Annotated in this window: 9 protein-coding genes; 2 read left to right on the top strand and 7 right to left on the bottom strand. The window is 44.0% G+C overall.

Translation table 11 applies throughout. The annotated features are described in order from the left end of the window. Nucleotide 1 precedes the first annotated feature (1 nt). Both ACLWBB_RS18610 and ACLWBB_RS18605 read right to left on the bottom strand, forming a co-directional pair. Nucleotides 2-1,300 (bottom strand): HD domain-containing protein, encoded by a 1,299-nt coding sequence (locus tag ACLWBB_RS18610; RefSeq protein WP_413289069.1) that lies wholly within the window; start codon nucleotides 1,298-1,300, stop codon nucleotides 2-4. 11 nt (nucleotides 1,301-1,311) lie between these two features. Further along, complete coding sequence (locus tag ACLWBB_RS18605) at nucleotides 1,312-1,683, bottom strand: hypothetical protein (protein WP_413289068.1); 372 nt, start codon at nucleotides 1,681-1,683, stop codon at nucleotides 1,312-1,314. A 349-nt stretch (nucleotides 1,684-2,032) separates the two neighbouring features. Between ACLWBB_RS18605 and ACLWBB_RS18600 the strand changes: the two genes are divergently transcribed. Together ACLWBB_RS18600 and ACLWBB_RS18595 are read left to right on the top strand one after the other, a co-directional pair. Then, nucleotides 2,033-2,878, top strand: coding sequence for a flagellin (locus ACLWBB_RS18600; protein ID WP_413289067.1), 846 nt, complete (start codon nucleotides 2,033-2,035; stop codon nucleotides 2,876-2,878). 631 nt (nucleotides 2,879-3,509) lie between these two features. Beyond that, nucleotides 3,510-4,343, top strand: coding sequence for a flagellin (locus ACLWBB_RS18595; protein WP_413289066.1), 834 nt, complete (start codon nucleotides 3,510-3,512; stop codon nucleotides 4,341-4,343). A 56-nt stretch (nucleotides 4,344-4,399) separates the two neighbouring features. Here ACLWBB_RS18595 and ACLWBB_RS18590 read toward each other — a convergent pair whose 3' ends face one another. From ACLWBB_RS18590 to rnr, 5 genes are all read right to left on the bottom strand, one after another. Beyond that, nucleotides 4,400-5,197, bottom strand: coding sequence for a 3D domain-containing protein (locus tag ACLWBB_RS18590; RefSeq protein WP_413289065.1), 798 nt, complete (start codon nucleotides 5,195-5,197; stop codon nucleotides 4,400-4,402). A 141-nt stretch (nucleotides 5,198-5,338) separates the two neighbouring features. Next, nucleotides 5,339-6,841, bottom strand: coding sequence for a cryptochrome/photolyase family protein (locus ACLWBB_RS18585; RefSeq protein WP_413289064.1), 1,503 nt, complete (start codon nucleotides 6,839-6,841; stop codon nucleotides 5,339-5,341). 75 nt (nucleotides 6,842-6,916) lie between these two features. Then, nucleotides 6,917-7,690, bottom strand: a complete 774-nt coding sequence (locus ACLWBB_RS18580) for a helix-turn-helix domain-containing protein (protein ID WP_413289063.1) — start codon at nucleotides 7,688-7,690, stop codon at nucleotides 6,917-6,919. Nucleotides 7,691-7,708: 18 nt separating this feature from the next. Next, complete coding sequence (locus tag ACLWBB_RS18575) at nucleotides 7,709-9,187, bottom strand: ABC1 kinase family protein (RefSeq protein WP_413289062.1); 1,479 nt, start codon at nucleotides 9,185-9,187, stop codon at nucleotides 7,709-7,711. 67 nt (nucleotides 9,188-9,254) lie between these two features. Next, a complete protein-coding gene (rnr, locus tag ACLWBB_RS18570; protein ID WP_413289061.1) occupies nucleotides 9,255-11,717 on the bottom strand; it encodes a ribonuclease R in 2,463 nt (820 codons plus the stop codon). Between the last annotated feature and the right edge of the window lie 400 nt (nucleotides 11,718-12,117).

Below are 12,117 nucleotides of genomic sequence, written 5' to 3'. Positions count from 1 at the left end.
TCTAAACCTTTTTGTCGGTCAGGATTTTTTCAGCACGAGCGTAGTTCTCTGGCGCTACATACAGGCGGTCGATGATACGAGTGCCTTCGTAGCGAGAGAAAATCTCTGTCGATTGATCGATAGGTGCTGCCTTATCCCAGCGGTCATATTGGTCGACCACGTAGATTTGCAACGCACGATCTTCAGGCGAAGCTGTGTGATACTTCGAAAGACGCGCTTTGGAACTTGCCCAAATCGTATCAACACCTTCGGCCTCGAGAATTTTCTTAATTTTTTCTGCACGTGGATTCTCAGCCGTGTTGTGAAGCTCGACCAAAACTTTGTATGGACGACGTTGAGCGATTCGTTGCGCCCACGGATTATTCACACTAGCTAAATGCTCATGTAGCTTATAGTCGTTGTAACTAGTGTACTCATGAATATCAGCCGGCAAGATAAAACTGCAATCTTGAGACGTCAGATATCTATTCAACATTTCTTCGTAAATGATGCTCTTATGATGGAAGTAAACCATCAGGTACATATGATGACGAGAAATCAAAAAATCATCGAAGGCGTAAAGAGCGCGGCGATTCAGCGCCAAGTTCATTTTGCCGTCGTGTAAATGAGCCGTCATATTCTGCAAGATCCAAGACTGGTCAATTTTCCCGTAATTAGTTCCGCAGAAATAGGAATCACGTTCTAAGTAATCCATGCGATCCACGTCTAACTCAGAACTTACGAGCTGAGAAAGAATCGGACGGTAATCGATGCCGTTGTCCATGAAGAAGTCGTCTGGGCAAATGAGCGTCTTATCAATCAAACACGCAACGTGAATGGGACTAAGGTCTGGGAAACGATTCTGAATCGTTTCTCCGATCATAGAATCCGTTACGTACTTAATAGTATAGTCTTCGTGATTTGCGCGACGATTTTTATGAACAGACGGTTTTGCACTTTGCTCATAAACCTTAATATTCAAACCTTCCACAAGGGGCATAACCAACTCAGAAGTATGACTGAGAGGACCATGACCTACGTCGTGAAGCAAAGCTGCTAGACGAACGGCTTGGCGCAAACGAACGCGCGCAGAAGGTTTAGCAAAAGGGAAAGCTTTAAAGATGGCATCAAAAGCAAGACCCGCTAAGTGTCCTACGCCCACTGAATGCAAATAACGATTATGAGTAGCTCCAGGAAAGCTGAATTCTGCAAAGCCCAGTTGTTTAATGGCTCTGAGACGTTGGTATTCGGCGGTGTCTAGGACAGCGACTTCAGCATCTGAATAATAAATGGAGCCGTGGACGGGATCTCTGATTTCCATGGGGACTTACCTTACCCGGCGCATTTGGGAATAGCAAGAATATAGCCGGTTCCCTCGGCGTTGGGGCCAAAACTGCGGATTTTTGCCGCCTGCAACATGTTCTCGTCAGGAATACTGTCTAACGTTGTTAGTTGATAAGCAGTAAAGGGAGTAACGCCGCATTTACGGCCTTTCAAGGTGACTCGACATTGATTTACATCAATAGAAACCTTTAATTCAGGATCGATGTTCGCATTGAAGATCGCTGCTTGCTGAGTCATGTGTTTCATATCACAGGAAGGCTTCGTAGCCGCAAAACTCGCTCTGCTAATGAGTGCAGAGAGAATAAAAACCACCGCGATTTGCAGCATGCGAACTGGTGTAGAAATCTTCTTAGTTGTCATAAAAATCCCCTCCGGAGATTGTTTCCACGAGAGTAAGAGCAAAGGACGGGCCGGGTAAAAACCCCTTATTTTGGCCTTTATCAGAGGGGAGAGGTCTTTCCCTGTCATTGCTTTCAACAAACCGGTGTTTTTTACAAGAGCCCCTTTTTAGCCTTGAAAACGCATAAAATCGTCCCCGCATGAAAACTGAATAGTCTTCGGTCTAGTTTTTCTCAATTTTAGAAAATCTCACTTTAGGATTTTTCAGGCGCTCCGATGAGTAAGGTAAGAGTAACTACCCATTCAGGTGCTAAGACGGCACCCCAAGTTTCAAGGATCGAAACTTGTGAATCTTCAAGGAGGAGGAATTATGGGTTTGCGTATTAATACGAACACAGCTTCGTTAAATTCACAGAGAGTTCTGTGGGGTACGAAGTTAGGTCTCGATAAGAGCATGGAAAGGCTCTCTTCGGGTTTCCGCATCAACCGCGCTGGTGATGATGCCGCTGGACTCGCGATCTCTGAAAACCTCAGAGCACAGATTCGCGGTCTAAAACAAGCCTCACGAAATGCCCAAGATGGTATCTCTCTCGTGCAAGTGGCCGAGGGTTCGATGAATGAGATCTCTTCGATCTTAATTCGTTTGAGAGAGTTGGCTGTACAAGCCGCTTCAGATACTGTTGGTCCGACTGAGCGTCAATTCCTAAACGTGGAATATGATCAACTCACTTCAGAGATTGATCGTATCGCAGAAGGTACAGAGTTCAACGGAACTCAACTTCTTGCAGGTGTTGGCTCTATCTTGGATTTCCAAGTAGGTACCAGAAATAATCCTGAAATTGACCGTATCTCTTTCGACGCTTCTAAAGCCGATGCAAACTCTGCAGCTTTAGGCGTAAACCTGACAAGCGTTGCCGACAAGGCTTCCGCACAAAATGCTTTGGCTGCGATTGATAATGCGATCGTATCCGTATCAGCAATGCGTGCAGACTTTGGTGCGATTCAGAATCGTCTGACATCCACAGTCAGCAACATTCAAGTCAGTGTCGAGAACATGTCTGCAGCTAACTCACGTATTAAAGACGTAGACGTTGCTGAAGAGACATCTGAAATGACTAGAAATAATATCTTGTTGCAAGCCGGTACATCCGTCCTAGCACAAGCGAATCAGCAAGCTAACGTAGCACTTGGACTCTTGAACAAGTCATTCAGCTAATCACTGAATGACCCAGGTTCCCGATCTTGATAGATCAAGATCACCCTCAAGAAAGCCAGGCTTGTTACACGTAACGAGCTGACATATTGATCTGTTTCCTGCGCGTGGGGCTGCGCAAGCAGCCCCATATTTAAAGCGGAAAACAAACGGAACTACCTCGGTAGACCGCGAGTATTAGCGATTGTTTTATAAACTGTCAGGAATACTGATAGTGGGTTTATGCAACAAATCTGAATGAAGTATTCAGACGAGTTGAACCAGAAAAGAGACCTCGAAAATCTTCTTCATGATGAAGAAGCCAGAAGGGAACTCAGACCTGGAAAAATAGGATCTTGCTTTACATCTTCTTAAAAGATGCAGGACGCATCTTGTGGCAACGATCTATCATCTCTTCGAAGCATAGAATGTGCTTTGATGTCAGAAGAAATCTTCATCAGAGATTTCGTTTTTGTATTTTATTTTGTTTTAAAACTGATTTGAAAAGAACTGGCCTCGAACTTGTTTGAAGTTATTCCGATAAGAGACTGGGTTCTATTCAAAACCTAAAAAATAACTAACAGGTACATGATGTGCCTTATTGCCAACGGATGGCAAAGATCAACGGAGGATCAGATGTTACAGGGAGGATGATATGGGTATGAGAATTACAACGAACGTCGCCGCGTTGAATGCTCAAAAGAACTTGGGCATGACACAGAGATCGATGAATACCTCGATGGCACGCTTGTCGTCTGGTATGAGGATCAATCAAGCTGCTGACGACGCTGCAGGTTTGGCAATCTCAGAAAATCTGAAAGCTCAAATCCGCGGTATGCGCCAGGCTAATAGAAATGCCAATGATGGTATCTCTTTGGTGCAAGTAGCAGAGGGTAGTTTGAACGAAGTTTCAAACATGTTGATCCGCCTCAGAGAATTGGGTGTTCAAGCAGCATCTGATACGATCGGCGATACTGAAAGAAAATTTTTGGACGTAGAATATCAGCAACTTAAGTCTGAGATTCAACGTGTGACTGAATCAACGAACTTTAACGGATATGATCTCTTGAACGGAACTGGTGGAATTATCGACATCCAAGTCGGTACTCACAACGATCCTTTCAAAGACCGTATCTCCTTCAATGCGGCGGCAGCTAACGCCACTTTGGAGTCTCTAGGTCTGGTGTCTGAGAGTGCAGCGACGAAAGAAGGGGCACAGCTCAGCTTGGATGTGATAGATAGCGCCTTGGTTTCCGTGAATGCTATTCGCGCGAACTTCGGGGCTATGCAAAATCGTCTGACATCGACCTCGAACAACTTGTTGGTTTACGATGAGAACTTGTCTGCTGCAAACTCTCGTATCCGTGATACAGATGTTGCTGCTGAGACTTCTGAAATGACAAGAAATAGCATCTTGTTGCAAGCGGGAATCTCGGTTCTTGGACAAGCAAACAATTCACAGCAAATGGCTTTGAAGTTGTTAGGCTAATAGGAATCTAAGCTAAAAGCTTAAAAGGCTCTGGGAAACCAGAGCCTTTTTTATTTTTAAAGCTTGCTTGAGTTTGGAAGCTTCGGAAAATCCCGGCCTTCCAGCACGGTTTGTGCGGTTTCGCCAGAGACTTTGTAGAACGTAAGTTTAGTTCTTTTGTCCCCAAGTCCTAAACTCTTAAACGGGTTTTTAGGATCACGCCAGCTATAGTAACCAGAGAAGAAATCAAATCTACCTTTACCGACGATCGATCGTCCAGTGTCGCGTACAATGAAATATCCATTGTGTTTGCCACCATTCGGAAGACGGAGGCCGGCAGCTGAAGGAACATAAATTACGTCCCCAGCTTTGTAGATGCTAAGATCCGCAGCGATTGAATAAAATGGATCCAGACAAGAGTTTTTCACGCCAAAACCATATTTGCAGGGCGAGTTCGTCATTTCAAAAAAACGGTCCCGTCCATGGGCACGTCCAGCAATATTAAATGAGCGAGTTTTATTTCTTTGCACGATGGCGCAAGAACCTTGAAGAGAACATGCAGCCAGTGTGCTTTGGCAAATGCTAGCGAGATTTTCACCGCTTTTGCCAATGAGAGAAACTTTAGAAGAACAACTAGTTTGATCTTCATTGATAATTGGGAAGTAGTAAACCGTCGGCTTAATCGTTCCTACGGAAACGATATCTTGTCTTTCCAGGCTAATTTTTTGCTCGCGATCAGGACTTTGAAATGCGAAACCCGGAAAATCTTCTTCCGCACTTCCGAACTCGGTTTTGAAAGCGCCCTGACTGCATCCAACAAGGCTGAAAAGCAGTGTTATCAAAATCGTGTTTCGTACCTTTTCTGACCGACTCATGGGTTCCCCCGTTAAAACTTAGGAGATAATACCAAAGCTTTTTCGAAGGCTGGGGGTGGATTTTATGCGGCTGAAAAGAAGAAAAAAGCCCTGACAAAAAAGGGCTCTTTTTTTGAAAAGTCGGAGCTAGGATTAAATATATCAAGGGTAGGAGGTGTTCCGTGCCAAAAAGGCGTCAGCCGCTTTCCATAGGAGTTCTTTTCTTTCAGAGCTCATTCGCTCCAAATTGGAGGTCATCACAGAAAGGCGGGGATTCTTAGCAAAGAAATCTTGGTGCTTGTCGATGAAGCGCCAGTAAAGGCCGTCCACCTCGTGGCACCAATCTCCTTTTTTGTAGGTACTAATTTTTAGCCAATAATTGGATCCGCAGATATGGAGGTTATTCGCAAAAATGCCACCGTCGGAGTGTAGGCCCATGCCGTAGACATTAGGTCCCAAAGCCCACGCTGTAGAGTCCATTTGCATTTCCATGAACCAACGATAGACCTCATAGGGATTAATCTCTGCAAGGTTCATCATGTTACAGACAATTTTTAGTCTTTCAACATGGTGGTTGTAAGCTAAACGTAGCGATTTTTGAATCGCATCATCTAATGGAGGAATTTGAGTTTTCCCCAAATACCAATTTTGATTTGGCAGACGAACATGTTTCCAGAAATTACTTTGCTCCTGAAACTCATTAAAGTTCTGATAGATGCCACGAACATATTCTCTATAACCCAGAATTTTTCTTACAAAACTTTCTAGCGAGTTCAAAGAAACCGGGTTTTCCAAAGAGTGGCCGAGCGCAGTTTTGATCACTTCTTGCGGAGTTAGAAGGCCAATGTTCAATAGCGGAGCCAAGACCGAGTGAAATAGAAAGTCTTCATCAGGACAAAGCGTATCTTCATAAGGACCATACTCTGCCAGCCTATAGGTGCAGAAGTCCTTGAGAGCGTCATGTGCGGCTTCACGAGTTGTGGGGTACCAAAAAGTGTGTGCATCACCGTGGTTGTCACCAAATTCTTTATCTACAAGTTGAATCACTTGCATATCGAGCTCATTACGGACCGAGACAGGAAATTTTGGCGTACTGTTCTTTTTGGTCCACTTCAAACGATCTTCATCCGAGAAACTGAACTGTCCTCCGGAGGGTTCTCCGTTAGGTTCCATCAATATGCCAAGCTTTCGTCTTTGATTTTCATAGAAAGTTTTTACCGAAGGACGGGAATATTGCTCGAGGTATGATTTAAAGCCTTGCCGCGAAGTAATAAAGAGCGGGCTTGGTTTTACTTCCAGTGCATAACCATTCTTTTCGCAGAAATCTTGCAAGCTTTTTTCTTGGGTCTTGTCTTCTATTTCAAAGGTGACGACCTTTTCGATGTCACCTTCTTTAAGAACTTTTTCAAGAATGCTTTCGCACGAGAGTCGGCGAGTTTCATCTAATTCAAAATAGACAAGATTGAAGTCATGATGTTTGAGTTCCCGTGCATAATGTCTCATGGCGGCTAGATAGAAAACCAACCGATGTTTGTGAAATTTGAATGAGCTCAAACGTTCTTTGTCTTCCATCATTAGGAAGAGGTCATCTTTGTGATCTTCTAGGTAAGTAGGAGGAAAAAGATGATCTTCTTGCAATAGAAATAAGCTTTTAGAGGTAGCCATAGGTCCCCCGGGCAAATTTCAAAATAGCAAAAAGGGTTCAAAAAACCCAATCTAGAAGAATCGAATTGTTAAAGGTCAGTCTTTTGCGAGAGCGCCTTCGAGTTTTTCCCACAAGATAGGACTTAAAAGCTCAGAGCCAATAAGGAAAACAGGTTCATTTTCTTTGTTACGGCCTTTGCGGGTTTCAGACGGTACATAACCGACACCACCAACATTGTCTAACCAAGCTTTGCGAACCGCCAAAGAGTTCGAGACAAAAAGATACTCGTAGTTTTCAAGTTCCTTTTTTTGTGAACGACCGAATTCAAACGTTGAATAGACACCGAACTTTTTATTGTTAGAAACCCGTTCTAAAACTTGCGAACCGATCTCGTGCAAATAGCGGAATTTCTGCCGTCCTGGGATTTTAGAGGTAAAGATCATATCCAAATTGCCGGCCAAGAAATTGGAATCAAGTTCATTCAAATCGTAGATATCCAAAGAGATCTTTTTGATGCCTACTTGCTCAAAACAAATCTTAGAAGTTTTGATCGCGAAGTCAGCCATACCTTCAAGCGTGCCAATATGAATCTCTGCAACGGCGTTGTTTTGACTGAGTCCTTGCAGTTCTGTTCCAAGGCGACGACTCGTGCGATCAAAAATTTCAGCCATTTCAAATGCAATTGGCGTCCAGCTGGATTTTCTTTTAGCAGATCGATCTAAGAGAATTACTTTAAACTCATCTTCGATTCTTGCAATAATGCGTGAAAGCTGCGGCTGACTGAGGCCCACGTGAATAGCAGCTGCGGAAAGATTTTTAAAGTGAATCGCTTTCGCAAGGACACTCAGTTCATAATAAAGTTGCTGCATAGACCTTCCTGATCAATGTTACTTCTTAATATAGTTTATAAACGCGGCAATTCCCAATACCAATGCAATTACATATTGCACAAAGCTCATCGTCGGGATGCCCAGAATATTGTTTTCTGCCGGATGGACAAAAATAAACGAGGCACTGGCGATCAACGAAGCAATGATAATCCCTAAGAATACCAAGTTGAAAGAAGTCTCTATGGATTTCTTCAACTCCTCTACTTGTGGGACGTTTAAGCGAAAAGCATGATTGGGGCTATTGATCTTTCTCAGTAAAAAATTCGCCTGGCGGGGAAGTGCATGGATAAATCCTTTGGCCTCGCGGAAAACTTGAGAGATTTCTCCGAGCGCCTTATTAGGATCCATCTGGTGTTTTACCAGCTCGTTTGCGACCTGAATTGCGTACTGAAGAAAATCGAAATCTGGAATAATTCGGCGACCAATGCCCTCAATAGACACGATCGATTTAAAAAACAACATCAACTCTGTCGGCAGGCTTAGGTGATGACGGGCCGCGATCGAGGATGAAGACATCAGGATTCTTCCCAAATTCACATTCTTCATCGTCAAGCCATAGTACGGAGCGATCAGCTCGCGAAGGTCCCGCGCAAAAAGATCGACGTTCACTTTGTCAGTAAACGGTGCCAGGTCCACGTATTCATAAGCCAGGCGTTCGTAGTCTTCACGGGAAAGAGCCAAGAGCATATTGGCGATGGCGCTTTGGGTTTTATTGTTCAAACGACCGACAACGCCAAAATCAATCAGACCAATTTGATTGTTAGGTAAAACAAAGAAATTACCAGCATGCAAATCGCCATGGAAAAGCCCATCAGCGAAAACCATCTTCATATAAGCTTTAAGGCCTTTACGCACGAGAGATTCAGCGTCGATTCCTTCTTGGCGAAGGGCCTCTACTTGGCTTAGAGGAAATCCATCCAACGCTTCTAAAGTCAAAACTCGTTCGGTTGTTAGCTCCATGTAGACTTTTGGAATCTTAACATCGGGATCTGCCGCAAAATTGGTAGAAAAACGACGGATATTATTCGCTTCGACAACGAAATTAGTTTCAAGTTCCAACGTTTTAAAGAACTCGTCCACAATACCAGTCGGATTAAAGAGACGGGTCTCGGGAACATATTTCGTTAATAGCTCAGAAAGCATATACAGAACATTCAAATCATCATTGATAGTTTGAATGATTCCAGGTCTTTGAACTTTGATGACGACGGTTTCACCTGTAACAAGGCGAGCTTTGTGAGCTTGAGCAATGCTTGCCGCTCCGAGGGGAGTTGGATCAATGTAGGAAAACTTTTTTTGAAGATCGTCACCGAATTCTTCTTTAAGAACCATTTCCACCACTTCAAAAGGAATGGTCTGAACGCGGTCATGGAGTTTTTCAAATTCGTTGGTGTATTCTTCAGGAATCAAATCAGGACGAGCTGCCAAAACTTGGCCCAGCTTTACAAAAGTGGGCCCGAGTTCCTCAAAGCTCATGCGTAGACGTACAGGAATGGTTAGCTGCTCAAGTTCGGCCGAGGCACTGAGGCGCTCGACAATGAATTTACCGAGCTTTATTTTTTCCGCTACCCCGTGAAACCCGTGCTTTGCGAAGACCCCGACTATTATTCGAAGCCTTGCTGCGTTTTTGAGAGTCTTTCCGATCTGACTGCCGGTTTTTAGAAGGGCCACCCTTGAACTCCTGACGAGATTCTACATCACGTTCCTCGTCGTCGACCTCCACATTAAAACTCAGTTTCGAGCGATCCGCAAACTGCAATTTTCGTGAACGGGCAGAGGACGGAACAACAAGGTTTTTCCCTTTAAACATGAACTTACCTTTTGATTCCGGCTTCTCAGTGCGTGGTGTTTCTTCTTTGGCGCGTGGTTCGAAACGACGGCTTGGTTGAGACGTCTTCTCGCGACGAGGAGAATCCTTTTTACCGAACAGTGGTTTTATAGAAGGACGGTCGGAAGGTTTGTTCTTACCAGGTCGACGATCTCGATCTCTATTGCGATCATGACCACGATCCTGGCCACGATCATTGCCGCGTTCTCTTTCGCGACGAACAGGGAATTTGGTTTCAGCGTCTTCTTCGGCAGTTTCAGCGTTTTCAGCCAAGATGAAATTCACTTGTCCCAGTTCTGGATCTGCAGCAGCGACTTGAATTTTAACACTATCACCAATGTTAAAGACTTTGCCACTGCGTTTTCCACGAAGGCGAAGATTTTCTTCATCAAATTCAAAGTGATCGGCACCAAGATCATCGGTACGAACCAACCCATCGCAGTCATATTCACGTAAAAGAACAAAGATACCGAATTTTGCGACCGAGCTGATCATTCCTTCAAGCTCTTGTCCGATGAATTTCTGCATAAAACGGGCTTTTTTAATGGATTGCACCTGGCGTTCAGCTTTGGTGGACCTTTGCTCGGCCGCAGACAAAATAGTTCCGGCAGTTAAAAGGTCCTCTTCGCTCATCAATCTATAAGGAGAATTATGCATCACCTGATTTTTTAGCAAGCGGTGAATGATTAAGTCAGGGTAACGACGGATCGGAGAGGTAAAATGAGCATAAAACTCAAATCCTAATCCGAAGTGGCCGACGTTATTCATATTGTATTTGGCCTGACTCATCGAGCGCAAAGTAAGGATATTCAGGATTTGTGCTTGTGGCTTTCCTTCAAACTCTTCAAGAGCTTTGGTTAAACGCTTTTGAAGCTTATCAGAGCCCAGCTTTGTTCTGCCGCCAAAGTTCCAAAGGTATTTCTCGAGAACGCGAATCGCTTGTTCATTGGGTGGTTCGTGAATACGGTAAAGGGCCGGAACATTACGGCTGTCCAAGAAAGTTGCGACAGCGACGTTTGCTGCCAACATCATCTCTTCGATCAGGCGATGGGCAAAAAGGCGTTCTGATTTAATAATATCAATAGGAACACCCGAACCATCGATTTCAAGTTCCGTTTCAGGTATTTCTAAATCCAAAGATCCTTCTTTAAAGCGTTTTGCCATCAGAATCTTGGCAAGATCTGCACAGCGAAGGATGTTGTCTTTAACATGGTCAAACTTTGAATCGCCAGCGCCATCAATCACTTCTTGGGCTTGGCCGTAAGTGACGCGGGCTTTACTTTCCATAACAGCTTCATAGAAGTCCGAGGAAATTGTGGCGCCCGTGAAATCAAATTGAATCTCAGAAACCATGCAAAGGCGTGGTACATGAGGATTCAATGAGCACAAACCGTTACTGAGAGCTTCTGGTAACATTGGAACCACGAAGTTCGGGAAGTAAACGGAAGTTCCGCGCTCATAAGCATCTTTATCAATAGCGCTGCCGATACGTACATAGTGACTGACGTCGGCGATGGCGACATATAATAGGAAGCCTTTGTTGTTCATCTCTACATAAACGGCATCATCGAAGTCTTTCGCGGTCGCCCCATCTATAGTAATGAGATCCAATTTCCGTAGATCACGGCGTCCTTTAAAGTCAGATTCCTGTGGTTGTTCTGGAAACTTTTTGGCTTCTGCTAATGTAGAATCGGTAAATTCTTGAGGAATATTATTAGCGGCAATAACACGCTTAATATCGTTCATCGGATCCATGGCGTCACCGATGATTTCAGTGACACGTCCGCTGAACGGTTTGCCATCTTCAGGGTACTGAAGGATTTGTGCTGCCACCAATTGGCCTTCTTTAGCACCCATAGAATTCGTAAGATCTATCTTAAGGTCTTCGCCCCAACCTTTGCCCTCGTCTTTAATAAGAGCTTGTCTGTCATTAATAATATGAAAGACACCAACAACTTGGCGGAAGCCACGGCTGACGACGCGGACGATTTCACCACGAAATCGGTCGCCGCCTCTTTCGGGGGTCACATCTACCATGACCTTATCGGAGGTCATCACGCCTTGCATGGATTGGCGGGGAATATAGACATCAGGATGTTCAGGATTGTCTGGAATAAAAAAACCAAATCCGTCGGGGTGTCGCTTGATAGTGCCTTGGAGGAATTTCTTTTTAAACATAGTTATCCTCATCATGGGATTCCAAAGTCCGTCTGTCACCAAGCTATATTCTTGCCGAAAGGCATAAGACTTTGGTCTAGGATTTCAAAAAGAGAACCGATTTAAGCCGATTTTGACCAAAAATGTGATTTTTGCTGGACTTTGATCTAGTGCAATAATTCTACAAATGAAATTTCGCGTCAATATTTCAACGCACACTTTTTTAACAATTTATTGAAGACGTTTTCAGTGAAAAAAATATTTTTTGAGTCTTTTTGAGTTTTGTAAAAATTGAGTTTTGATAAAAACCGCGTGCAGTAAGGATTTCCGGCGAATGAAACGCCGTAGTAGCAAACTCAAAAACGTGTGAAATAAGGTGGAAAACTCGGTGGAAAATTCAGCTTAAAAAACCGCTTTTTCG

This window comes from Bdellovibrio sp. HCB337, from assembly GCF_047302465.1.
In the GTDB taxonomy this organism is placed as follows: Bacteria; Bdellovibrionota; Bdellovibrionia; order Bdellovibrionales; family Bdellovibrionaceae; genus JACMRP01.
Note: the sequence above shows the minus strand (reverse complement) of the source record. Positions and strands in the feature narration are given on the sequence as shown.

Bases quoted from the DNA above. Each gene is read 5' to 3' on its own strand.
- ACLWBB_RS18610 (WP_413289069.1), bottom strand. From the start codon at position 1,300: ATGGAAATCAGAGATCCCGTCCACGGCTCCATTTATTATTCAGATGCT.
- ACLWBB_RS18605 (WP_413289068.1), bottom strand. From the start codon at position 1,683: ATGACAACTAAGAAGATTTCTACACCAGTTCGCATGCTGCAAATCGCG.
- ACLWBB_RS18600 (WP_413289067.1), top strand. From the start codon at position 2,033: ATGGGTTTGCGTATTAATACGAACACAGCTTCGTTAAATTCACAGAGA.
- ACLWBB_RS18595 (WP_413289066.1), top strand. From the start codon at position 3,510: ATGGGTATGAGAATTACAACGAACGTCGCCGCGTTGAATGCTCAAAAG.
- ACLWBB_RS18590 (WP_413289065.1), bottom strand. From the start codon at position 5,197: ATGAGTCGGTCAGAAAAGGTACGAAACACGATTTTGATAACACTGCTT.
- ACLWBB_RS18585 (WP_413289064.1), bottom strand. From the start codon at position 6,841: ATGGCTACCTCTAAAAGCTTATTTCTATTGCAAGAAGATCATCTTTTT.
- ACLWBB_RS18580 (WP_413289063.1), bottom strand. From the start codon at position 7,690: ATGCAGCAACTTTATTATGAACTGAGTGTCCTTGCGAAAGCGATTCAC.
- ACLWBB_RS18575 (WP_413289062.1), bottom strand. From the start codon at position 9,187: ATGAGCTTTGAGGAACTCGGGCCCACTTTTGTAAAGCTGGGCCAAGTT.
- rnr (WP_413289061.1), bottom strand. From the start codon at position 11,717: ATGTTTAAAAAGAAATTCCTCCAAGGCACTATCAAGCGACACCCCGAC.